Annotated in this window: 17 protein-coding genes; 10 read left to right on the top strand and 7 right to left on the bottom strand. The window is 69.7% G+C overall.

Annotated elements, in window-relative coordinates; genetic code table 11:
• Nucleotides 1-204: 204 nt before the first annotated feature.
• Genes ABXJ52_RS15980 through ABXJ52_RS15970 form a run of 3 tightly spaced genes read right to left on the bottom strand, consistent with a single transcriptional unit; the run spans nucleotide 205 to nucleotide 2647 of the window.
• Entirely contained in the window at nucleotides 205-975 is a 771-nt protein-coding gene (locus tag ABXJ52_RS15980) for an enoyl-CoA hydratase/isomerase family protein (protein ID WP_367042984.1), read from the bottom strand.
• The gene (locus ABXJ52_RS15975) at nucleotides 972-1436 is read right to left on the bottom strand and encodes an OB-fold domain-containing protein (protein WP_367042982.1); all 465 of its coding nucleotides are present in this window, start codon (nucleotides 1434-1436) and stop codon (nucleotides 972-974) included. The genes ABXJ52_RS15980 and ABXJ52_RS15975 overlap by 4 nt, the downstream gene beginning before the upstream one ends.
• A 59-nt stretch (nucleotides 1437-1495) precedes the next feature.
• The gene (locus ABXJ52_RS15970) at nucleotides 1496-2647 is read right to left on the bottom strand and encodes a lipid-transfer protein (protein WP_367042980.1); all 1152 of its coding nucleotides are present in this window, start codon (nucleotides 2645-2647) and stop codon (nucleotides 1496-1498) included.
• A gap of 125 nt (nucleotides 2648-2772) precedes the next feature.
• Here ABXJ52_RS15970 and ABXJ52_RS15965 point away from each other — a divergent pair, with 125 nt between their 5' ends.
• Nucleotides 2773-4377, top strand: coding sequence for a FadD3 family acyl-CoA ligase (locus ABXJ52_RS15965; RefSeq protein ID WP_367042979.1), 1605 nt, complete (start codon nucleotides 2773-2775; stop codon nucleotides 4375-4377).
• On the opposite strand, the gene ABXJ52_RS15960 is transcribed toward ABXJ52_RS15965, so the two are convergent.
• Nucleotides 4374-4784, bottom strand: a complete 411-nt coding sequence (locus tag ABXJ52_RS15960) for a VOC family protein (protein ID WP_367042977.1) — start codon at nucleotides 4782-4784, stop codon at nucleotides 4374-4376. The genes ABXJ52_RS15965 and ABXJ52_RS15960 overlap by 4 nt on opposite strands.
• A gap of 142 nt (nucleotides 4785-4926) precedes the next feature.
• Here ABXJ52_RS15960 and ABXJ52_RS15955 point away from each other — a divergent pair, with 142 nt between their 5' ends.
• The 3 genes from ABXJ52_RS15955 to ABXJ52_RS15945 all read left to right on the top strand — a co-directional run bounded on the left by ABXJ52_RS15955 (nucleotide 4927) and on the right by ABXJ52_RS15945 (nucleotide 10247).
• Nucleotides 4927-5523 (top strand): TetR family transcriptional regulator, encoded by a 597-nt coding sequence (locus ABXJ52_RS15955; protein ID WP_367042975.1) that lies wholly within the window; start codon nucleotides 4927-4929, stop codon nucleotides 5521-5523.
• A 14-nt stretch (nucleotides 5524-5537) separates the two neighbouring features.
• A complete protein-coding gene (gene dnaE, locus ABXJ52_RS15950; RefSeq protein ID WP_367042974.1) occupies nucleotides 5538-9083 on the top strand; it encodes a DNA polymerase III subunit alpha in 3546 nt (1181 codons plus the stop codon).
• Between the two features lie 120 nt (nucleotides 9084-9203).
• Nucleotides 9204-10247, top strand: coding sequence for an alpha/beta fold hydrolase (locus tag ABXJ52_RS15945; protein ID WP_367042972.1), 1044 nt, complete (start codon nucleotides 9204-9206; stop codon nucleotides 10245-10247).
• Nucleotides 10248-10280: 33 nt separating this feature from the next.
• Here the strand turns inward: ABXJ52_RS15945 and ABXJ52_RS15940 are convergent, their stop codons facing one another.
• From ABXJ52_RS15940 to ABXJ52_RS15930, 3 genes are all read right to left on the bottom strand, one after another.
• A complete protein-coding gene (locus ABXJ52_RS15940; protein WP_367042970.1) occupies nucleotides 10281-10901 on the bottom strand; it encodes a DJ-1/PfpI family protein in 621 nt (206 codons plus the stop codon).
• Between the two features lie 302 nt (nucleotides 10902-11203).
• Nucleotides 11204-11362, bottom strand: a complete 159-nt coding sequence (locus ABXJ52_RS15935) for a hypothetical protein (protein WP_367042968.1) — start codon at nucleotides 11360-11362, stop codon at nucleotides 11204-11206.
• Between the two features lie 206 nt (nucleotides 11363-11568).
• Nucleotides 11569-14520 (bottom strand): BTAD domain-containing putative transcriptional regulator, encoded by a 2952-nt coding sequence (locus ABXJ52_RS15930; RefSeq protein ID WP_367042967.1) that lies wholly within the window; start codon nucleotides 14518-14520, stop codon nucleotides 11569-11571.
• Nucleotides 14521-14818: 298 nt separating this feature from the next.
• On the opposite strand from ABXJ52_RS15930, the gene ABXJ52_RS15925 reads away from it, so the two are divergent.
• From ABXJ52_RS15925 to ABXJ52_RS15900, 6 genes are all read left to right on the top strand, one after another.
• Entirely contained in the window at nucleotides 14819-16063 is a 1245-nt protein-coding gene (locus tag ABXJ52_RS15925; protein ID WP_367042965.1) for an amidohydrolase family protein, read from the top strand.
• Nucleotides 16064-16295: 232 nt separating this feature from the next.
• Nucleotides 16296-17255, top strand: a complete 960-nt coding sequence (locus ABXJ52_RS15920; RefSeq protein ID WP_367042963.1) for an LLM class F420-dependent oxidoreductase — start codon at nucleotides 16296-16298, stop codon at nucleotides 17253-17255.
• Between the two features lie 32 nt (nucleotides 17256-17287).
• Nucleotides 17288-18073, top strand: a complete 786-nt coding sequence (locus ABXJ52_RS15915) for a glucose 1-dehydrogenase (protein WP_367042961.1) — start codon at nucleotides 17288-17290, stop codon at nucleotides 18071-18073.
• Between the two features lie 145 nt (nucleotides 18074-18218).
• Entirely contained in the window at nucleotides 18219-19346 is a 1128-nt protein-coding gene (locus tag ABXJ52_RS15910; RefSeq protein WP_367042959.1) for an LLM class flavin-dependent oxidoreductase, read from the top strand.
• A gap of 171 nt (nucleotides 19347-19517) precedes the next feature.
• Nucleotides 19518-21257 (top strand): D-aminoacylase, encoded by a 1740-nt coding sequence (locus ABXJ52_RS15905; protein WP_367042958.1) that lies wholly within the window; start codon nucleotides 19518-19520, stop codon nucleotides 21255-21257.
• On the top strand, nucleotides 21254-22726 hold the full coding sequence (locus ABXJ52_RS15900; protein WP_367042956.1) for an aldehyde dehydrogenase family protein: 1473 nt from the start codon (nucleotides 21254-21256) through the stop codon (nucleotides 22724-22726). The genes ABXJ52_RS15905 and ABXJ52_RS15900 overlap by 4 nt, the downstream gene beginning before the upstream one ends.
• Nucleotides 22727-22941: the final 215 nt, after the last annotated feature.

Raw genomic sequence — 22941 nt, 5'->3', positions numbered from 1 at the left:
TCCGGGCCGTGTCCGGCCTGCGCCGCCGCTGCGCGACGGATCTTTCCCGCCCACCCACCCGATTACCCCGCGTCGAGCCACCGGGCGCAGAACACGCCTCGTGACGGCCGTCGTACCAGCTTCGGAAGGGGCTCCGGACGGCGGCCGTCCACTCGTGACGTTACGCCGAGTGCGTGAACCGCGCGAGGCGGTTGGTTGCTGCGCTCACCTGATACGGAAGCCGCTGCCGCGCCCCGTGAAGAGACCCGCCTGTCGCTCCGGGGGCAGATTGCCGAGCGCGATGAGGTGCGGGGCCTGGGACAGGGCCTGGGTGCGGGCGGCCTCCTTCGCTGCCCAGAGGGCTCGTACCGTGCCCTGGACCGGCTCGGTCGGGTACGTGGCGATGACCTCCGCGGCGCGGGCGGCCGCCGCCAACAGGTCGGCGGCCGGGGTTAGTTCGGAGACCAGGCCGATCTCGTACGCCCTCCGCGCGGAGACCCGCTCGGCCGTACCCATCAGCGACATCCTGGCCACCTCGCCGAGCGGCATGCGCTGCGCCATGAGGATCGCCTCGTACGCGCTGACCATGCCGTACGTGGTGTGCGGGTCGAAGAACGTGGCGTGCTCGGCGGCGATGACGAACTCCGCCTCGCCCAGAAGGTAGAAGGCCCCGCCGCACGCCATGCCGTTGACGGCGGCGATGACCGGCTTCCACAGGTCGTTCGCCTTGGGGCCGACGGAGAGCAGCGGATCGTCCATCGAGTAGGGGGAGCCGGGCTGCGGGACATCCGTGTCGCGGTCGATGCCCGTGCAGAACGCCTTCTCCCCGGCCCCGGTGAGCACGAGCGCCCGCACGGTGTCGTCGAAGCGGAACTCGCGCCAGGCGGTGGCCAGTTGCTCCGCCGTCTCCGTGTCGATGGCGTTGTGCCGGGCCGGGCGGTCGAGGGTGACGACCGCTACGCCCGTGTCCTTGTCGATCGCCGTACGCAGGCTCATGGCCGCTCCAGGAGCCAGCGGGGCATCGCGATCCCGTTCACGTCGGTGAACGCGACCTGCACCTTCGCTCCGATACGGATTCGCTCGGGGTCCACGGAGTTCAGCGGTGCGTCCGGGGCGGTGACGAGATTGCCGACCAGGCGGATGCGGGGGTCGTCGGCCAGCTCGACGATGATCGCGTTGTACGGGGCGTGTTCCGCGTACGCGGGGAGCAGGGGCGGGTGCGGGCGGACGTAGGACCAGATGCGGCCGCGTCCGCTCATGCGGCGCCACTCGCTCTCGAAGGACTGGCAGTGGGGGCAGCAGGGCCTTGGCGGCCACCGGAGCTCCCCGCAGCTGGGGTTGGCGCAGGCCTGGATCCGCAGTTCGCCCTGGGCGGCGTACTGCCAGAAGGGGGCGCCGTCTTTGTCGATCGTGGGGGACAGGAGGGGCTCGGTGGTCTCGGTGATCGCGTCTGCCATGTCGTCGTCCTTGTCCGGCTGCGGGTTCGTCTTGGTTGCTCGCGCAGTTCCCCGCGCCCCTACGGGGCCCGCAGAAGTACCGCCGATGTCGGTACGCCCTCGCCCGCCGTCACCAAGCACGTGGCCGCGTTCGGCACCTGCGCCGTGCTCGTGCCCCGTAGCTGCTTCACGCCCTCGTTGATGAGGTTGAAGCCGTGGACGTAGGCCTCGCTCAGGCCGCCGCCCCCGGTGTTGATCGGCAGCCGGCCCCCGCTCTCCAGCGCGCCGCCCTCCGTGAACGCGCCGCCCTCGCCGCGTCCGCAGAAGCCGTAGCCCTCCAGGGACAGCGGGATCAGGGGGGTGAACGCGTCGTAGATCTGGGCCACGTCCACGTCCTGCGGAGCGAAGTCCGCCTGCTTCCAGAGGTGGCGGGCCGCCGTCCACGCGGGGCCCGTCAGCGGGTCGTCGTTCCAGTAGTTGACCATCCCGTGGTGCTGGGCCGGCAGCCCCTGGGCGACGGAGTGGACGTACACGGGCTTCTGGCGGCAGTCCCGCGCCCGTTCGGCCGACACGATCACGCACGCCAACGCGCCGTCCGTCTCCAGGCAGTTGTCGAAGAGGCACAGTGGCTCGCTGATCCAGCGGGACGACATGTACATCTCGCGGGTGAGCGGACGTTCGTACATCATCGCCGCCGGGTTCTGGTTCGCCCGGTTCCTGCACGCGAGGGCGACGTTGAAGAGGTGGTCGCGGGTCGCCCCGTACTCGTGCATGTAGCGGCGCGCCAGCATCCCGATCTCGTCCGCCGGGCGGAGCAGGCCGAAGGGGCGTGTCCACTGGCCGGGGGTGGGGAGTTGGACCGCCGTGTTCTTCCAGGGGCGCGGCCCGCTGCCGCGCTTGCGCGAGCGCCAGGCGATGCCGACGCTCGCCTGGCCGGTGGCGACGGCGGCCGCGAGGTGGGCGATGGTCGCGCAGGAACCGCCGCCCCCGTAGCCGACCTTGCTGAAGAAGGTCACGTCGCCCGCGCCGATGGCCTTGGCGACCTCGACCTCGTCCGTCTCCTCCATCGTGTACGAGGCGAAGGCGTCGACCTCGGAGGGGGCGATGCCCGCGTCGTCGAGCGCTGCGACGATCGCCCGGCAGGCCAACGTCTTCTCGTCCTCGGGCAGTTGTTTCGCGAACGCGGTCTGCCCGATCCCGACTATCGCTGTAGCGTCTTTGAGTGAAGCCATGGGCAACGACACCTCCGCGAGTGGCGAGGCCCAGGGCTTCGCCATACGTCGTCCCGACTGCTGACAGCGCGTCAGGTTACAGCTAATCTGACGGATAGTCAGCTACTGCGGCGGAGGGGCTTGCGATGCGCGGCGACCTGGAGTGGGGCAGCATCCCGGGACTGGTCCGGGCGGCAGCCGAGCGGTACGGGGACCGGGAAGCGGTCGTCGAGGGCCGCACCCGCGTCTCGTACGCGGAGCTCGGCCGGCGCGTGGAGCGAGCCGCCGCCGCGTGCATGGCGAGCGGGGTCAACTCCGGTGACCGCGTGGCCGTCTGGGCGCCGAACACCCTGGACTGGATCGTCTCCGCGCTCGGCGCGGTGTCGGCGGGCGCGGTCCTCGTCCCCCTCAACACCCGCTTCAAGGGCGCCGAGGCGGCCTACGTACTGCAACGCAGCCGCGCGAAGCTGCTCTTCGTGACGGGCACGTTCCTCGGCACGTCGTACGTCGCCTCGCTGCGGCGCGCCACGGCGGAGGGGCCGGGGGAGGGGCCGCTGCCGGGACTCCCGCGCCTGGAGCAGGTGGTCGTCCTCGCCGACGACGCCCCGCAGGACTTCCGCACCTGGAAGGAGTTCCTGGCCGGCGGTGACGGGGTGAGCGGTGCGGAGGTGCGGGCCAGGGCGGCGAGCATCGACAGCTCGTCCCCCTCGGACATCGTCTACACCTCGGGCACGACCGGCCGCCCCAAGGGCGCGGTCATCACCCACGCCCAGAGTCTGCGCTGCTACGGCATCTGGAGCGAGCTCGCGGGCCTGCGGGAAGGCGACCGCTACCTCATCGTCAATCCCTTCTTCCACACCTTCGGCTACAAGGCGGGGATCATCGCCTGCCTGATGCGCGGCGCGACGATGATCCCGCAGCCGGTCTTCAACGTGGACACGGTCCTCGCGAACGTGGCGGCGGAACGGATCTCGGTGCTCCCCGGCCCGCCCACCCTCCACCAGTCCCTCCTCGACCACCCCGCCCGCGACCAGCACGACCTGTCGGCCCTGCGCCTGGTGGTGACGGGCGCGGCGGTGGTCCCGCTGCGACTGGTCGAGCGGCTGCGCGCCGAGCTGCACATCGCCACGGTCCTGACGGCGTACGGCCTCTCCGAGGCGAGCGGCATCGTCACGATGTGCCGCCAGGGAGACGCGGCCCAGGTCATCGCCTCCACCTCGGGCCGGGCGATCCCGGACACGGAGGTACGGGTGGTGAGCCCCGGCGGCGACGAGCTCGCCCCTGGCCACCCCGGCGAGGTCCTCGTACGCGGACACAACGTCATGCAGGGCTACTTCGAGGACCCGGCGGAGACGAAGAAGACCCTCACGCCGGACGGCTGGCTGCGGACGGGCGATGTCGGGGTCCTCGACGAGGACGGAAACCTCCGCATCACGGACCGCATCAAGGACATGTTCATCGTCGGCGGGTTCAACGCCTACCCCGCGGAGATAGAGCAACTCATCGGCGTGCACCCGCAGGTGGCGGACGTGGCGGTGATCGGCGTACCGGACCCGCGCCTCGGCGAGGTCGGCAAGGCGTACGTGGTCCGGCGCGCGGGAGCGGTCCTCACGGCGGACGACCTGATCGCCTGGTCACGCCGCGAGATGGCGAACTACAAGGTCCCCAGGGAGATCGAGTTCGTGACGGAGCTGCCGAGGAACGCGAGCGGCAAGGTCGTCAAGCACGAACTGCGCTGCCGACGCCCCTAGTTGCTCCCTTCCTGGCCGGCGGCGCTGCGCTCGGCCGCACTGCGCTCGGCCGCGCTGCGCTCGACGCAGAATTCGTTGCCCTCCAGGTCGCTGAGGGTCACCCAGCCGCGCCCGTCGGGCCGCCGGTGGTCGCCCACGACCTTGGCGCCGAGCGCGAGGAGCCGCTCGACCTCTTCGTCGCGGGTGCGGTCCTGCGGCTGGAGGTCCACATGCAGGCGGTTCTTGACGGTCTTGGTGTCGGGCACGGTCACGAACAGCACGGCGATGCCGTCGGCGGTGACCAGGGCTTCGGGGTCCCCCGGGAAGTCGTCGTCGGCGATCTTCCCGCCGAGTACTTCGGCCCAGAAGGTGCCCTGTCGGTAGGCGTCGGAACAGTCAAAGGTGAGGTGGCGCACGAGAGAGGCCATGCGCCGCACTATCGGCGAGGTACGCGTCGGCTGTCCAACGATTTTCGGGGCCCACTGGGGGGCGGTGCTGGTAGTGGGTCTTGAACGTCGGTTCTGAACGAGCGTTCTGAACGGACGTTCAACTCTGCTGTACGGTGGACCCATGGGACACCGGGAACAGCTGATGGTCGGCGCCAAGCGATGCCTTCAGGAGCGGGGGTACGCGCGGACGACCTCGCGGGACATCGCCGCAGCCGCGAACAACGCCCCCGTGGGGACGATCAACTACCACTACGGCTCCAAGGAGGCCCTGCTCAACGCCGCACTCCTGGAGACCCTCATGGAGTGGGGCACGGCGATCGTTGCCGTGCCACCGGACGCGCGGGCCCCCGAGCCCCTGGAGCGGATGTGGGCCCGGATCATCGGCTCCGCGGCCACGGACCGGCCCATGCTGGTCGCGAGCACGGAAGCCTTCGCCCAGGCCGAGCGCGCCCCCGAGATCCGCGAGCAGATCGCAGCCGCGTACGAGCGCGCGCGCCCCGAGATGGCCGCCCATCTGCACGGCATCGACGCCGCCGACGACCCGGACACGGCCCGCGCGGTCGGCTCGGTGCACATGGCCCTCGTCGCGGGCCTGACCCAGCAGTGGCTCATCGACCCGGACCACGCCCCGTCCGCGCACGACGTGGCCGCCGGCCTGCGCGTCATCACCCGACGGCTCGAAGAGGAAGCCGATTCCGCCCCGACCGCCGCCGACTGAACACCGGAGTGGAAGTGCCGAAGCCCTTCACCCACCTGCACGTCCACACCCAGTACTCGCTCCTCGACGGTGCCGCGCGGCTCACGGACATGTTCGACGCCTGCAACGAGATGGGCATGACGCATGTCGCCATGTCCGACCACGGCAATCTGCACGGGGCGTACGACTTCTTCCACTCGGCCCAGGACGCGGGCGTGACGCCGATCGTCGGCATCGAGGCGTACGTCGCCCCCGGGTCCCGCCGCGACAAGCGGAAGGTCAGGTGGGGTCAGCCGCACCAGAAGCGCGATGACGTGTCGGGTTCGGGTGGTTACACGCACAAGACGATCTGGGCGGCGAACAGCACCGGCCTGCACAATCTCTTCCGGCTCTCCTCGGACGCGTATGCCGAGGGGTGGCTGCAGAAGTGGCCGCGTATGGACAAGGAGACGATCTCCCAGTGGTCGGAGGGCCTCATCGCCTCCACCGGCTGCCCCTCCGGAGAGCTCCAGACCCGGCTGCGCCTCGGCCAGTACGAGGAGGCCCGCAAGGCGGCGGGTGAGTACCAGGACATCTTCGGCAAGGACCGCTATTTCCTGGAGCTGATGGACCATGGCATCGAGATCGAACGCCGGGTCCGCGACGGTCTTCTGGAGATCGGCAAGGAGCTGGGAATCCCGCCGCTGGTGACGAACGACTCGCATTACACGTACGCGCACGAGTCCGTCGCGCACGACGCCCTGCTCTGCATTCAGACGGGCAAGAACCTGTCGGACCCGGACCGCTTCCGCTTCGACGGCACCGGCTACTACCTGAAGTCCACGGACGAGATGTACGCCATCGACTCCTCGGACGCCTGGCAGGAGGGCTGCCGTAACACGCTCCTGGTGGCCGAGCAGATCGACACCACCGGCATGTTCGAGAAGCGCGACCTCATGCCGAGGTTCGCCGTTCCGGACGGCTATACGGAGATCAGCTGGTTCCGGGAGGAGGTCGCCGCGGGAATGCGGCGGCGTTTCCCCGCGGGGGTGGGTGAGGAGTACGCGCGGCAGGCCGAGTACGAGATGGACATCATCATCCAGATGGGTTTCCCGGGGTACTTCCTCGTGGTCGCCGACTTCATCATGTGGGCCAAGAACAACGGCATCGCGGTCGGCCCGGGGCGCGGTTCTGCGGCCGGTTCCCTCGTCTCGTACGCCATGGGCATCACCGACCTCGACCCCATCACGCACGGCCTGATCTTCGAGCGTTTCCTCAACCCCGAGCGGGTTTCGATGCCGGACGTCGACATCGACTTCGACGAGCGCAGGCGCGTCGAGGTGATCCGGTACGTGACCGAGAAGTACGGCGCCGACAAGGTCGCCATGATCGGCACGTACGGAAAGATCAAGGCGAAGAACGCCATCAAGGACTCCGCGCGCGTGCTCGGATATCCGTACGCGATGGGTGACCGCCTCACCAAGGCGATGCCACCGGACGCGGGTGGAAAGGGAATCGAGCTCGCGGGCATCACGGATCCCAAGCACCCGCGCTACGGCGAGGCGGGCGAGATCCGGGGGATGTACGAGAACGAGCCGGACGTGAAGAAGGTCATCGACACCGCGAAGGGTGTGGAGGGCCTGGTCCGGCAGATGGGCGTGCACGCCGCCGGTGTCATCATGTCCAGCGAGACGATCACCGACCATGTGCCGGTGTGGGTGCGGCACAGCGATGGCGTGACGATCACGCAGTGGGACTACCCCCAGTGCGAGTCGCTCGGCCTGCTCAAGATGGACTTCCTGGGCCTGCGAAACCTCACCATCATGGACGACGCCGTCAAGATGGTGGCGGCGAACAAGGGCATCGACCTCGACCTGCTCTCCATTCCCCTCGCGGACCGCCGCACCTTCGAACTCTTCGGGCGCGGCGACACATTGGGCGTTTTCCAGTTCGACGGTGGCCCGATGCGTTCGTTGATGCGGCTGATGAAACCGGACGAGTTCGAGGACATCACGGCCGTCACCGCGCTCTACCGCCCCGGCCCGATGGGCATGAACACGCACACGAATTACGCGCTGCGGAAGAACGCCCAGCAGGAGATCACCCCCATTCACCCGGAGGTGGAGGAGGCCCTGCGGGACGTGCTCGGCCTGACGTACGGCCTTGTCGTCTACCAGGAGCAGGTACAGAAGGCGGCCCAGGTGCTCGCGGGCTACACGCTGGGACAGGCCGATCTGCTGCGCCGCGCGATGGGCAAGAAGAAAAAGGAGGTCCTGGGCAAGGAGTTCGTGCCGTTCCGGGACGGATGCAGGGAGCGCGGATACAGCGACGAAGCCGTTCAGGCGGTCTGGGACGTCCTGGTCCCCTTCGCGGGTTACGCGTTCAACAAGGCGCATGCCGCGGCGTACGCGCTGGTCTCGTACTGGACGGCGTACCTGAAGGCGAACCATCCGGCGGAGTACATGGCCGCGGTGCTGACCTCCGTCCGTGACGACAAGGACAAGTCGGCGGTCTATCTGAACGAGTGCCGCCGCATGGGGATCAGGGTCCTGCCGCCGAATGTGAACGCGTCGGTGGCGAACTTCGCGGCGCGTGGCGACGACGTCATTCTCTTCGGGCTCACGGCGGTACGGAACGTCGGAACGAACGTGGTCGATGCGATCGTCAAATGCCGGGAGTCGAAGGGAAAGTACGAATCCTTCCCGGACTACCTGCAGAAGGTGGACGCGACCGCGTGCAACAAGCGGACCACCGAGTCCCTCATCAAGGCGGGCGCTTTCGACGAGATGGGGCACACGCGCAAGGGCCTTGCAGCGTGCTACGAGCCGTTGATCGACAACGCCGTGCAGGTGAAGAGAAAGGAGGCGGAGGGGCAGTTCGACCTCTTCGGGGGTGAGGCCGGGCGGGAGAGTGAGGGTGAGGGGGCCGTGCTGGGCGTCGGGGCTGATGTGGAGTTCGGGTCCGACGAGTGGGAGAAGACGTATCTCCTCGCCCAGGAGCGGGAGATGCTCGGCCTCTACGTCTCCGATCACCTCCTGTTCGGCATCGAGCACGTCCTGTCCGCCAGGGCCGACGCGGCGATCGCGAGTCTGACCGGCGGCGAGCACGCGGACGGTGCGGTGGTGACCATCGGGGGCATCATCTCGGGGCTGCAGCGCAAGGTGACCAGACAGGGCAACGCGTGGGCGGTCGCCACGGTGGAGGATCTGGCGGGCTCGCTGGAGTGCATGTTCTTTCCGGCGACGTATCAGCTGCTGTCCGCCCAACTGGTGGAGGACACCGTGGTGTTCGTGAAGGGACGGCTCGACAAACGCGAGGACGTCCCGCGTCTGGTGGGGATGGAGCTCTCCGTACCGGACCTCTCGCAGGCGGCCGTGGACGCGCCCGTCGTCCTCGACATGCACGAGCCGCAGGTGACCCCACGGACGATCGGCCGGCTGAAGGACATCCTCCGCTCGCACCCGGGCCCCACGGAGGTGCGACTGCGGGTGCGGGGGAGGGAGCGGACGACGGTGTACCGCCTCGGGTTCCGGGTCAGGGTCAGTCCGGAGTTCTGGGCGGACCTCAAGGCGGCGGTGGCGGTGGTGGTGGCGCGCGGCTGAGCCATTTGGTGACCCGGCAAAGTTCCTCGCGGGCGGGGGAGGGGTGGGCCCAGGATCATGACGTCATAGGTCCGAACGTCGTGCGTCCGACGTACGCGCTGATCTGATCCGGGAGGATCCATGCCGCACCCCGCGCAGCACCACCGACTGGTGGACGTCCCCGGTGGCCGGATCCACCTGGTGGAGCAGGGGGCGGGCCCGCTCGTCCTTCTCGTGCACGGCTTCCCCGAGTCCTGGTACTCCTGGCGCCACCAGCTCCCGGTGCTCGCCGAGGCGGGCTTCCGCGCGGTGGCGATCGACGTGCGCGGCTACGGGCGCTCGTCGAAGCCGTGGGAGGTGGACGCGTACGGGATGCTGGCGCACGTCGCGGACAACGTCGGAGTGGTACGCGCGCTGGGGGCGGGGGTGGGTGCGGGCTCGGGTGCGGGGACGGGTGCGGGGACGGCGACGATCGTGGGGCACGACTGGGGCTCGACGATCGCTGCGAACTCGGCGCTGCTCAGGCCGGACGTGTTCACGGCGGTGGGTCTGCTGAGCGTCCCGTACGCGCCGAGGAACGGCTTCCGGCCGACCGACGCCTTCGCTCGGATCGGCGGTGAGGACGAGGAGTTCTACGTCAGCTACTTCCAGGAGCGGGGGCGGGCGGAGGCGGAGATCGAGCCGGATGTGCGGGGCTGGCTCGCGGGGTTCTACGCGAGCCTGTCGGCCGACACGATGCCGTCACCCGATGACGGGAGCCCGCACTTCGTACGCCGGGGCGGAAAGATGTCCGACCGCTTCGTGGCGGGAGAGGCGGTAGAGGCAGGGCGGCTGCCCTCCTGGCTGACGGAGGCCGATCTGGACGTCTACGCGGCCGAGTTCGAGCGCAGCGGCCTGACGGGCGCGCTGAACCGCTACCGCAACGTCGACCGCGACTGGGAGGACCTGGCCGCCTGGGACGGCGCCCCCGTCGTCCAGCCCTCGCTCTTCATCGGCGGCGACCAGGACGCGTCGACGACGTGGCTGGCCGACGCGATCAAGGCGTACCCGCAGACCCTGCCCGGCCTGGTCTCCTCGCACATCCTCGACGGCTGCGGGCACTGGGTGCAGCAGGAACGGGCGTACGAGGTGAACCGCATCCTGGTGGACTGGCTGAGGTCGGTCCACGACGACGACGGGGCATGAGCGGCCTGACGCGGCCCTACCGGACCCGGTCCGCTACGGCACGGGCTGCGACCGGAACTTCTCCACCAGGGCGGCGGGGGCCTTCTGCGGGGAGCCGGCGTCGTACGGCGGCTGGGGGTCGTACTCGATGAGGAGCTGCACGGTCTGTGCGTGCTCGTCGCCCGCGATCTTCCCGGCGAGCGTGAGGCCCATGTCGATCCCGGCGGAGACGCCCGCGCCGGTGACGTACTTCCCGTCGAAGACGACGCGCTGCCCGGTCGACGCGACCCCGAACTGCTCGATCTGCTCGAGCGCGAGCCAGTGGGACGTGGCCCGGCGGCCCTTGAGGAGGCCGGCGGCGGCGAGGATGAGCGACCCGGTGCAGACGGAGGTGGTCCAGGTGGTGGTGGCGTCGACGCGACGAAGCCACTGGAGGACGGCCTCGTTCTCGAGATCGGGCTCCGGACTTCCCGGTACGACGACGATGTCCGGGCTGCTCACCTCGGCGAGGGACTTGGTGGCGACGAGGGAGAGGGCGCGGGTGTCATCGAGCACGGGCCCGGCCTCTTCGGCGACGAAGACGACTTCGGCACCGGGAAGCCCGGCGAGGGTCTGGAAGGGGCCTATCGCGTCGAGGACGGTGAACTTGTCGTAGAGGAGGATCGCGATCTGCATGGGGTCGGGGTCCCTTCCCGGAGGCGACGTCGAGGGCGACACGACGTCGAGGGCGACAACGGAGGCGGTAGGTGCGGGAAGGCGTGCGGCCCGCGGGTCCGAGTCTTGTGCCGCGCCCCGATGTCCGCAATGTGTCCGCCCTGACGACCACCCCACCTTTCCTGCCACCGGGTTGTCCCCAGGGAGGGGGCGGGCCCGGCAGACCCGGCGGACCGGAGGCCACGCCTGGCGACCCCGGACACGCGTCGACCGCGGTGGCTCCCCCTCCGCGCCACCGCGGTCGAATCCCCGTGCAAGAAGGTCTAGTTCACGGGCTCGCTGCCCGCGTGGTTGTCCTGCGTGGTGATCTTCGCGGGCTCGCTGCCCGCGTGGTTGTCCTGCGTGGTGATGTCCGCGGGCTCGCTGCCCGCGTGGTTGTCCTGCGTGGTGGGGTCGTCGGTCTTCTTCTTGGCGTCGCTCATGGATTGAACTCCCCTGTTGGTAGAGCTGACTCTGGAAACAAGGCCCGCCCGGCAGCTCCCCCGAGGGCCGCCGGACGGGCGTCGTAGAGCCGGACACCATATCGGTCCGGCTCTCCGCCAAGCCGTCTGCCCCCCGAAGCGACGGTTCGACATGTAAGAGAGTGCCGGGTGTCGATAAACGATTGATGAACGGGGGCCGCAGTCCCCTAGGCGGCCGCCACGGGCGCGAGGAGCTGTCGTACCTCGTCCGCCTCCGCGGCATCGGACTGGAGGTAGATCGCGAGCGCTTCCGTCCAGCAGGCTTTCGCCCTGTCCGCCTGGCCGAGTTCCGCCAGGGACCGGCCCAGGGTCGTCAGAACGTTGCCGCGCATCCAGTCGCCGCCGATGCAGCGAAGGGCCAGTGCCTGCTCTGCGTGCTGTGCGGCCTGCGCGGGGCGGCCGGCGGCGAGGTGGGCTTCGGCGATCCTGAAGTGAGTGGTTCCTTCCCAGAGGCGCTGGCGGTTCTCGGTGAAGATGGTGAGCGCCTCCGACAGTTCGTCGAGAGCCTCGGAGTGGCGGTCCGCGCGGGTCAGCGCGATGCCCAGAGCGAAGCGGCCGTTGGCCAGGCGCAGCGTCAGCCCCATGTTGTCGTAGATGGCGATGCCTTGCCGGGCGAGCTCGACAGCGCTGGTCGTACGCCCCATGGCGACGTGAATCCGGGAGAGGTTGCACAGGGCGCTGGCCTCACCGACCTGGTTGCCGATCGCGCGGAAGTTGTCGATCGCCTGCTGGAGATACCGCTCGCCGTCCGCATGGCGGTTCTGGTAGATGGCGATGATCCCGCGGTCGTTCGAGGCCCAGCAGATGGGAACTGTGTCCCCCGCCCTTTCGGCGAGAAGCGTGGCGAGCCGTGCTTCGTCGTCCGCCGCGTTGAAGCGCCCCGAGACCAGCAGGACATTCGTCAGCGTCGTACGGGCGCGTCCCTCCGCCCGTTCGTCACCGGCGGCGTTGGCGGCATCGCGGACCGCTGCCGCCGTCGTCTCGTACTGGTGCGAGTTGGCGCCCGACTCGGCGAGGTCCTTTGCGGCCCAGAGGAGGTCGACGGCCCGTCTCAGCATGCTTCCGTCGCTCGCGGACTGACGTACACAGGCGAGCAGGCTGTCGGCTTCGGCGTACAGCCAGTCGAGAGCGGTGGCACCCTCGGAGAACCGCAGCCCCGCGTAGTCCGTACGCTCCAGGTGGTCCACCAGCCGGTCTCCCGGTCGCTCCAGTGCGTAGACCCCAGTGGCGGTGGCCAGATAGAAGTCCAGCAACCGCGAGGTGGCCGATTCCCGCTCTCCCGGCGGCAGTTCCCGTTCCGCGCACGCACGCGCGTAGAGGCGGACCAGGTCGTGGTACCGGTAGCGGCCCGGCGCTGCTGATTCCACCAGGGAGGTGTCGACCAAGGACTCCAGCAAGTCCTCCGTCTCCTCCACCGGCAGGTCCAGGACCGCGGCCGCCGCGGCCAGGGAGAGGTCCGGGCCGTCCGCCAGGCCCAGGATGCGGAACGCCCTCGCCTGCGCCGGCTCCAGTTGGCCGTAGCCCAGTTCGAAGGTGGCCTTGACCGCCAGGTCGCCCGCCTGGAGCTCGTCCAGGCGGCGCCGCTCGTCCGCCAGCTTGGCCGCGAGGGTCGAGACCGTCCAGGTGCGGCGCGCCGCCAGGCGTGAGGCGGCGATGCGGATCGCCAGGGGGAGGAAGCCGCAGGCCGCGACCACGTCCAGCGCGGCCTCGCGCTCGGACTGGACTCTTTCCTCGCCCACGATCCGCGTGAAGAGGAGCAGTGCTTCCTCCGGGGACATGACGTCCAGGTCCACCAAGTGGGCCCCGGCGAGATCCACCATCCGGATCCGGCTCGTCACCAGGGCCGCGCAGCCCTCCATGCCGGGCAGCAGGGGGCGTACCTGGGCCGCGTCCCGCGCGTTGTCCAGGACCACGAGCACCCTGCGGCCGTCGAGGACCGACCTGTAGAGCGCCGCCCGCTCCTCCAGGGAGTCCGGGATGGCGGAGTCCGCTGTTCCCAGGGCTCGCAGGAACGCGCCGAGGACCGTCTCCGGCTCGGCCGCCCTCGCGCCCGCTCCCTGGAGGTCCACGTACAGCTGTCCGTCGGGGAAGTACGTCCGCGCCACGTGCGCCACGTGGACCGCGAGGGTCGTCTTGCCCACGCCTCCGATACCCGCCAGCGCCGAGACCGCCATCACCCGGCCCTCCGCCGCCGAGAGGATGTCGCTCAGTTCGGATACGAAGGATGCGCGGCCGGTGAAGTCGGGGACTGTGGCCGGGAGTTGGGCCGGGCGTACGGCCGCCGCAGCCGGTTCCGGAGTCGCCGCCGAGGGTTCCGCGAGGGCCGGGTCCGCCTGGAGTATGCGCTGCTGGAGTTCCTTCAGACCCGGGCGCGGGTCCACGCCCAGCTCGTCGTCGAGCAGGCGGCGCGTGTCCGCGTACACCGCGAGGGCCTCGGCCTGGCGCCCGCTGCGGTACAGCGCCAGCATCAGGAGCTCGCGCAGGCGCTCGCGCAACGGGTGCGCCGCGGTCAGCGCCGTCAGTTCCGAGACCGCCTCCGCGTGGCAGCCGACCTCCAGGTCCATGTCCAGGCGGGATTCCAGGAGCTGCAGGCGCCACTCCTCCAGGCGGGTGCGTTCCGTTTCCGCGTACGGGCCCGGGACGTTGGCCAGGGGTTCGCCGTCCCAGAGGCTCAGCGCCTTGTTCAGCAGGGAGCGGGCCTGGCAGAGGTCGGCCACCGAGCGTGCCTTCTCGGCCTCCGTCGACAGGTCTTCCGCGAGCGCCAGGTCGAGCGCGCCGTCGGCCACCGCGATCGCGTACCCGCCCGACTCGCTGACCAGGACCCCGGCGGGGAGCACCTTGCGCAGCCGCGACGCGTACGTACGGACCGCGGCCAGGGCCTGCGACGGCGGGTCCTCGCCCCAGAGCGCGTCGATCAGTTCGTGTGACGTGGCCGTGCGGCCGTCCCGCAGCAGGAGAGCCGCGAGCAGGGCGCGCTGCTGCGGAGAGCCCATGGACAGCTGCTCGGTGCCGTGCCACGCGCGTACGGGACCGAGCACGCTGAAGTGCGGTCTCACTCCCTCGGGGGCGTTCCCCGGGGCCGGACGCCGTTGGTCCGGTACTCGCGGTACACCGTCCATCGCTCCCCCTGCTGCCCTTCCGTGCCCGGCCGTCACCGTGCTTGGTCGTGCGCGCGGGTCTGCCCTGCCCGCGATTGTCACCCTTTGCCTGGTTCCGTTCGCCACCTGGCTCTTGCTCCCCGCCAGTTTGCCTTGTTGACGGCGGATGCGTCAGCTGTGCGAGACGGCTCTCACAGGGTCCACGCACTCGGGGACGGGGATGACCGGCGCACGAACGGCCGGTGGATGGCGGACGGATGGCCGACAAGTGGCCGACGGGGAGCTGACGGGTCGTCAGATGAGCGCTACCGTGGAGCGCATGGAGACCACTGAGACCCCGCCGACGTTCCCGAGGATCATCTCGGTGGACGACCACACCGTTGAGCCCGCCCACGTCTGGCGTGACCGGCTCCCCTCGAAGTACCAGGACCGCGGGCCGCGCATCGTCCGGGCCCCCTTGAAGTCAATGAGCTTCCTGGGCGGGAAGTTCGCCCCGGTGATGGGGGCGAAGGGGGACGACGGACCCATAGGCGACTGGTGGATCTACGAGGACCTGCACCGGCCCCTCACCCGCCTCGACACCTCGGTCGGATACGACAGGGACGAGATCAAGCTCGAAGTCATCACCTACGAGCAGATGCGGCCGGGGTCCTTCAGCGTGCCGGACCGGCTGGCCGACATGGACGTCAACCACGTCCAGTCCGCCCTCTGCTTCCCCACCTTCCCCCGCTTCTGCGGGCAGACGTTCACCGAGGCCAAGGACCGCGAACTCGGCCTGCTCGGCGTGCGCGCGTACAACGACTGGATGGTGGAGGAGTGGTGCGGCCCCGAGGCGCACGGCCGCCTCATACCGCTCACCCTCATTCCGCTCTGGGACGCCGAGCTGGCAGCCGCCGAGGTCCGCCGCAACGCCGCCCGCGGCGTGCGCGCCGTCGCGTTCTCCGAGATCCCGCCCCACCTGGGACTGCCCTCCATCCACACGGACGAGTGGGACCCCTTCCTGCGGGCCTGCGACGAGACAGGCACCGTCATCGCCATGCACATCGGGTCGAGCAGCAAGATGCCGAGCACGTCCGCGGACGCGCCGCCCGCCGTGGGTTCCACCATCACCTTCGCCAACTGCTGCTTCTCGATGGTCGACTGGCTGATGAGCGGCAAGTTCGAGCGCTTCCCGAACCTCAGGATCATGTACGCGGAAGGGCAGATCGGGTGGATCCCGTACATCCTGGAGCGCGCGGACGTGGTGTGGGAGGAGAACCGCGGCTGGGGCGGGGTCGCCGACAAGGTGCACCGGCCGCCGTCCGAGCTCTTCACCGAGCATGTCTACGGGTGCTTCTTCGATGACGCCTTCGGGCTGAAGAACCTCGACGCGATCGGCGTGGGGAACGTGCTGTACGAGACGGACTACCCGCACTCCGACTCGACCTGGCCCAAGTCCCGTGAGGTGGGGGAGTCGCAGATGGGCCACCTCGCGCCGGACGTGGTCGACCGGATCGTACGTGGCAACGCGATCGATCTGCTCGGGCTCACGAGCGACGGGCTGTGGGCGGGGCCCGGGGCGTAGCGGAGAGCGGGCGCGGGGGCGAGGTCGGGAACGGGGAGTCCGCGGGGCGGCGGGCTTCCCGTTCCGGCCTGCCCGGCCGGGCGGTCGCCACCCTGCTTCGGAGGAGCGAGTCGCCCGCCCCCCTTCGGAGGAGTGGCCCCGCACCTCTTGCCTGACGATGCGTCAGCTACCACGATGAGTGCCGTCGCCGTATATGACGTACCGTCAGATCAAGGTGAGGGGCTGGATTCCCATGGCTGCCAACGCGCCGGCGCACATCTTCCCGCAAGGGCGACTGGTCTACGGGATGCAGCTCCCGATCCAGTCCCAGAGCGTCATGTACGCCGAGGCGTGGGAGGCGGAGGCCACCGCCGACGACCTCGCCGAGATCGCCCGCACCGCCGACCGCAGCGGCTTCGCGTACATCGCGAGCTGCGACCACGTGGCGATACCCCGGCGGCTCGCGGACACCATGAGCACCGTCTGGTACGACCCGGTGGCCACCCTTTCCTTCCTCGCCGGGATCACCGAGAACGTACGGCTGATGAGCCACGTCGCCGTCGTCGGGCTCCGGCATCCACTCGTCACCGCCAAGCAGTACGCCACCCTCGACCGGCTCAGCGGCGGGCGGCTGATCCTGGGGGTCGGGGCAGGTCATGTGCAGGAGGAGTTCGACGCGGTGGGCGCCGACTTCGAGCGGCGCGGGCCAGTCCTCGACGAGACCATCGACGCGCTGAAGGCCTCGCTCGGGCCCGAGGAGTACCCCGAACACCACGGCGAGACCTACGACTTCAGTGGGCTCGGCCAGCAGCCGCGGCCCGCGCAGCCCCGCGTGCCCATCTGGGTGGGGGGTTCATCGCCTGCCGCCGTCCGCAGGGCCGCCGTGCGCGGTGACGGCTGGCTGCCGCAGGGCGACCCGCGCGACGAACTGCCCGCGCAGATCGCCCGGCTCAAGCGGCTGAGGGAGGAGGCGGGGATCGCGGAGCCGGTCGTCGTGGGCGCCATCGCCGAGCCGCTGTACGTGGGGGAGCCCACCTGGTCCCTCGGGCGGCGCACGCTCAGCGGGAAGCCGGACGCTCTCGCCGAGTCGCTGCGGGCGTACGGCGCGATGGGCGTCCAGCAGATCCAGGTGCGGTTCCGCTCGCGTAGCCGTACCGAACTCACCGACCAGATGGCGGCGTTCGCCGCCGAAGTCGCTCCGCACCTCAACTGACAGCTCCACCCGGCTCATTCAAGGAGACAGGCATGGGCAAGCTGGACGGACGTGTCGTCATCGTCACCGGTGCGGCGCGCGGGCAGGGAGAGCAGGAGGCGCGGCTCTTCGCCGCCGAGGGGGCGAAGGTCGTCATCGGCGACGTCCTCGACGACCAGGGCGAGGCCCTCGCCAAGGAACTCGGCGGCGACGTGGCCAAGTACGTGCACCTCGACGTCGGCCAGGAAGCCGACTGGGCCACGGCGGTCGGCGCTGCCAAGGACGCCTTCGGGAAGATCGACGGGCTCGTCAACAACGCCGGGATCCTGCGCTTCAACGAGCTCGTCAGCACCCCGCTCGAAGAGTTCGAGCAGATCATCCGGGTCAACCAGATCGGCTGCTTCCTCGGCATCCGCAACGTCGCACCCGAGATCGGGGCGGCCGGCGGCGGGACCATCGTGAACACCGCCTCGTACACGGCGATGACCGGGATGGCGTACGTCGGCGCGTACGCCGCGACCAAGCACGCCATCCTCGGGCTCACCCGTGTCGCCGCGTTGGAGCTCGCCGCGCAGAACATCCGCGTCAACGCCGTATGTCCCGGAGCCGTCGACACCCCGATGACCAACCCGGCGCAGCTCGACCCGACCGCCGACCCCACCGAGGCGCGCGAAGCCGTCGCCGAGCTCTACAAGAAGCTCGTGCCGCTCGGGCGCATCGGCAGGCCCGATGAGGTGGCCGCGCTCGCGCTCTTCCTCACCGGGGGCGACTCGGCGTACATCACCGGGCAGCCGTTCGTGATCGACGGTGGGTGGCTCGCGGGGGTCAGCATCGTGTGACCGGAGCTTGGTCTGACGTCACGTCAGTAAGGCCGCCCGCGGGTATTGACGGTCATCGCGGCCGGTGGAACAGTCGACGCAACCCAATCTGACGGTTCGTCAGAAACTCGTAACTCGAAGATACTCACGAGGATGGTGAACCTCTGTGGAATTCGGTCTCTTTGTACAGGGATACGTGCCCGCCGAGCGGGCCAAGGTCGACCCCGAAGCAGAGCACAAGGCGCTCATCGAGGAGACCGAGTACGTCATCCAGGCCGACAAGTCCGGCTTCAAGTACGCCTGGGCGTCCGAGCACCACTTCCTGGAGGAGTACTCACACCTCTCCGCCAACGACGTCTTCCTCGGTTATCTCGCCCACGCCACCGACCGCATCCACCTGGGCTCCGGGATCTTCAACCCGCTCGCCCCGGTGAACCACCCGGTCAAGGTCGCCGAGAAGGTCGCCATGCTCGACCATCTCTCCGAAGGCCGCTTCGAGTTCGGGTCGGGGCGCGGCGCCGGGTCGCACGAGATACTCGGCTTCATGCCGGGCATCACCGACATGAACCACACCAAGGAACTCTGGGAAGAGACCATCGCCGAGTTCCCCAAGATGTGGCTCCAGGACGAGTACGTCGGCTTCCAGGGCAAACACTGGTCGCTGCCGCCCCGCAAGGTCCTGCCCAAGCCGTACGGGAAGTCGCACCCGGCGATGTGGTACGCCGCCGGGTCCCCGCCCTCGTACGCGATGGCCGGCAAGAAGGGGCTCGGGGTCCTTGGCTTCAGCGTGCAGAAGGTCTCCGACATGGAGTGGGTCCTGGAGTCGTACAAGACGGCCGTGAAGAACGCCGAGCCGGTCGGTGACTTCGTCAACGACAACGTCATGGTGACCTCGACGGCGATCTGCGCGGAAACGCACAAGAAGGCCGTCGAGATCGCCGTCAGCGGCGGGCTCAACTACCTGCAGTCGCTGTTGTTCCGGTACCACGACACGTTCCCGCGGCCGGAGGGCATTCCCGAGTGGCCCGAGCTGCTCCCCGAGTACACCGAGGAGATCATCGAGCTGCTGATCGCCGAGGAGCTGATGATCTGCGGCGACCCGGACGAGGTGCTCACGCAGTGCAAGCGGTGGGAGCAGGCGGGGGCGGATCAGCTCAGCTTCGGTCTTCCGATCGGGATCTCGCCCGAGGACACGAAGAACACGATCAAGTTGATCGGTGAGCACGTCATTCCGAAGATCGATACGGATCCTGTGCATCGGACGTCGCGCTTCCGTCAGGCGGGGGCTTCCTGAACCCCCCCTCCAGCTGCCCCGGCCTTCCCTTCCCGGACGGAGGCCGGGGCACCCTCTGCGCCCTTCGGGCGTGTCCTCAAGCGCCGGACGGGCTTCTCCCGCCCACCCACCCGTTCTGGACGGGTCGAATCCGCACCGAAAAACCACCGATCAAGGGGGCTGTCCACCGTCATGCTCGACCACCTCATCAAAGGCGCCACCGTCGTCGACGGGACCGGCGCCCCCGCGTACATCGCCGATGTCGGTATCCGGGGCGGGCGCATCGCCGTCATAGCCGAGCCGGGGACCACGGTCGAAGAGGCCCGGTCCAGCGAGGACGCCCAGGGACGCGTCCTCGCCCCCGGCTTCGTCGACCCGCACACGCACTACGACGCCCAGCTCTTCTGGGACCCCTACGCCACCCCGTCCCTGAACCACGGTGTCACCACCGTCGCGGGCGGCAACTGCGGTTTCACCCTCGCGCCGTTGAACCCCGCGCGTCCCGAGGACGCCGACTACACGCGGCGGATGATGTCCAAGGTCGAGGGCATGTCCCTGGTGGCCCTCGAAGAGGGTGCGCCTTGGTCATGGAGTTCGTTCGGCGAGTATCTGGATGCTCTGGAGGGGCGCGTCGCCGTCAACGCGGGCTTCATGGTGGGGCATTGCGCACTGCGGCGCTACGTCATGGGCGCGGACGCCGTGGGCGGGCAGCCCTCGCCCGAGCAGATGGAGGAGATGCTGCGGCTCTTCCACGACGCCATGGACGCCGGCGCCTGGGGTCTTTCCACCACGCAGTCGTCCACGCACTCGGACGGCGACGGGCAGCCGGTGGCATCCCGCCACGCGAAGCCCGACGAGCTGCTGGCGCTCAGCCGGGCCGTCGCCGAGCACGAGGGCACCCAGCTCGAAGCCATCGTCGCGGGCTGTCTGGATCAGTTCAGCGACGACGAGATCGATCTGTTCGTGGAGATGAGCGCCGCCGCCGGGCGGCCCCTGAACTGGAACGTCCTCACCATCGACGCCGCCGTGCCCGAGCGCGTCCCGCGCCAGCTGGTCGCCAGCGAGCGCGCCCGTAAGTCCGGGGGCCGGATCGTGGCACTGACGATGCCGATCCTCACCCCCATGAACATGTCGCTCGGCACCTTCTGCGCCCTGAACCTGATCCCGGGGTGGGGAGACGTGCTCGGCCTGCCCGTTCCCGAGCGGATCGCGAAACTGCGCGACCCGGAGGTCCGTGGCGAGATGCTGCGGCGCGCCGACAGCAAGGAGGCCGGGGTCTTCCGGCGGCTCACGCACTTCGACCGGTACGTCATCGGGGACACGTACTCCAGGGAGAACGAAGGCCTCACCGGCCGCGTCGTCGGCGACATCGCCGCCGAGCGCGGCCAGGAGGCGTTCCAGTGCCTCGTCGAGATCTGCGCCAACGACGACCTGCGTACGGTCCTGTGGCCGATGCCCTCCGACAACGACCCCGGCTCGTGGGCCCTGCGCCAGGAGACCTGGCAGCACGAGGACGTCATGCTGGGCGGTTCCGACGCGGGCGCGCACCTGGACCGGATGTGCGGCGCCCCGTACACGACCCGGTTCATCGGGGACTGCCTGCGGGGCCGCAAGCTGCTCGGCCTGGAGCAGGCGGTGAAGATGCTCACCGACGATCCCGCGCAGCTGTTCGGGCTGCGGGAGCGGGGCCGTATCGAGGAGGGCTTCCACGCCGACCTCGTCCTGTTCGACCCCGAGCGCATCGACGCGGGCAAGGCCACGCTGGTGCACGACCTGCCCGGCGACAGCCCGCGTCTCGACTCCAAGGCCATCGGCGTCAACGCCGTGTGGGTCAACGGGGTCGAGGCCATCCGCGAGGACCGCGTGACGGGCGCGACGCCCGGCACGGTGCTTCGTTCGGGGCGGGACACCAGGACGGTGAGCACCAAGTGAGCGGCCAACTCGCAGACGGGCAACGGCTGTTCATCGGCGGGGAGTGGGTCGAGCCGACCGCCGGGCACTACGAGGTGATCAACCCCGCGACGGAGGACGTGGTCGGCCTCGCCCCCGAGGCGAGCCGCGAGCAGGTGCACGCGGCGGCCGGCGCCGCCCGCGAGGCCTTCGCCACCTGGTCGCGTACGACGCCGGAGGAGCGGGCCACGGTCCTGGACCGCGCCGCGTCGATCATGCAGCGCGACATGGGCCCGTACGCGGAACTCGCGCAGGCCGAGAGCGGGGCGACGACCGGCACGGCGCGTGGCATGCAGGTCGCGGTGTCGGTGGCGCGCTTCAAGCGGTACGCGAAGGGCGCCCTGGAACCGGTGGAGGCAGGCCTGCCGCCGCAGATCAACGAGGCGGGACCGATGGGGAAGGCGGGCGTCGTGGGGGCGCTCACTGTCCGTCAGCCGGTGGGGGTCGTCACCTGCATCACCTCGTACAACAACCCGTGGGCGAATCCCGCGGGCAAGGTCGCGCCCGCCCTGGCCATGGGCAACACGGTCCTCGTCAAGCCCGCCCCGCAGGATCCGCTGTCGGTGTACCGGATGGCGGCGGCGCTGGAGGAGGCCGGGGCGCCGCCCGGTGTGGTGAACGTGGTGAGCGGCGCGCGCCCCGGGGTGGGCGAGGCGGCCGTGGACTCCCCGGACGTCGACATGGTGAGCTTCACCGGCTCGACGTCGGTGGGGCAGCGCATCGCCGAGGTGTGCGGCCGCGACATGAAACGCCAGCTGATGGAGCTCGGCGGCAAGGGCGCGGCGCTCGTCTTCGAGGACGCGGACCCGGACTCGGCGGTGGCGGGCATCGGGACCACGTTCTCCTTCTACAGCGGCCAGATCTGCACGGCCCCGACGCGGGTGATCGCGCACCGTGCCGTCTACGACGCCCTGATCGAGAAGCTGCGGGGCTACATCGGCTTCATGAAGGTCGGGGACCCGCGGGAGAAGGGGACGATCGTCGGCCCGGTGATCTCGGCCGCGCACCGGGACCGCATCGAGTCGTACGTGGAACTGGGGCGGAAGGAGGGCGCGCGGGTCGTCGCGGGCGGCGAGCGCCCTGCCTCGTTCGAGAAGGGCTTCTACGTCGCCCCCACGCTGCTCGCGGACTGCACGAACGACATGCGGGTGGTCCGGGAGGAGATCTTCGGGCCGGTCGTGGTGGTGGTCCCCTTCGAGGACGAGGAGGAGGGCATCGCGCTCGCCAACGACAGCGACTACGGCCTCCTCGACTACGTCTGGTCGGGCGACGTGGCCCGCGCCTTCCGGGTCGCGCGGCGGCTGCGCGCGGGCGGGGTCGGCGTGAACACCATCGGCCGGAACATGGAGGCGCCGTTCGGCGGGTTCAAGAGGAGCGGGGTGGGCCGGGACGTGGGGTCGTACGCGCTGCACGCGTACAGCGAGCTGCAGTCGATCGTGTGGCCGGGGTGATGCGGCGCCCGGGTGATGCGGCACACGGGGGGATGTGACCCGGTCGATGTCCGTTATGTGGAACGCGGGAAGACGCTCGGGAAAATTTTGAAACGGGCAAAACGGACAGTGCTGCGGTTCTCGCATACCGGACGGTCTGGCTTTTGCCTGGCAATGAGCAACCGTTCCGGTTGAGCGATCAAGCAATCAATGGCGTCTGTCCCGATTCGCCCATC

Source organism: Streptomyces sp. Je 1-332 (assembly GCF_040730185.1).
Lineage (GTDB): Bacteria > Actinomycetota > Actinomycetes > Streptomycetales > Streptomycetaceae > Streptomyces.
This window is presented reverse-complemented; position numbering and strand designations above follow the sequence as displayed.

Coding starts and splice junctions, on each gene's coding strand:
- ABXJ52_RS15980 (WP_367042984.1), bottom strand. CDS start 975: ATGAGCCTGCGTACGGCGATCGACAAGGACACGGGCGTAGCGGTCGTC.
- ABXJ52_RS15975 (WP_367042982.1), bottom strand. CDS start 1,436: ATGGCAGACGCGATCACCGAGACCACCGAGCCCCTCCTGTCCCCCACG.
- ABXJ52_RS15970 (WP_367042980.1), bottom strand. CDS start 2,647: ATGGCTTCACTCAAAGACGCTACAGCGATAGTCGGGATCGGGCAGACC.
- ABXJ52_RS15965 (WP_367042979.1), top strand. CDS start 2,773: ATGCGCGGCGACCTGGAGTGGGGCAGCATCCCGGGACTGGTCCGGGCG.
- ABXJ52_RS15960 (WP_367042977.1), bottom strand. CDS start 4,784: ATGGCCTCTCTCGTGCGCCACCTCACCTTTGACTGTTCCGACGCCTAC.
- ABXJ52_RS15955 (WP_367042975.1), top strand. CDS start 4,927: ATGGGACACCGGGAACAGCTGATGGTCGGCGCCAAGCGATGCCTTCAG.
- ABXJ52_RS15945 (WP_367042972.1), top strand. CDS start 9,204: ATGCCGCACCCCGCGCAGCACCACCGACTGGTGGACGTCCCCGGTGGC.
- ABXJ52_RS15940 (WP_367042970.1), bottom strand. CDS start 10,901: ATGCAGATCGCGATCCTCCTCTACGACAAGTTCACCGTCCTCGACGCG.
- ABXJ52_RS15935 (WP_367042968.1), bottom strand. CDS start 11,362: ATGAGCGACGCCAAGAAGAAGACCGACGACCCCACCACGCAGGACAAC.
- ABXJ52_RS15930 (WP_367042967.1), bottom strand. CDS start 14,520: ATGGACGGTGTACCGCGAGTACCGGACCAACGGCGTCCGGCCCCGGGG.
- ABXJ52_RS15925 (WP_367042965.1), top strand. CDS start 14,819: ATGGAGACCACTGAGACCCCGCCGACGTTCCCGAGGATCATCTCGGTG.
- ABXJ52_RS15920 (WP_367042963.1), top strand. CDS start 16,296: ATGGCTGCCAACGCGCCGGCGCACATCTTCCCGCAAGGGCGACTGGTC.
- ABXJ52_RS15915 (WP_367042961.1), top strand. CDS start 17,288: ATGGGCAAGCTGGACGGACGTGTCGTCATCGTCACCGGTGCGGCGCGC.
- ABXJ52_RS15905 (WP_367042958.1), top strand. CDS start 19,518: ATGCTCGACCACCTCATCAAAGGCGCCACCGTCGTCGACGGGACCGGC.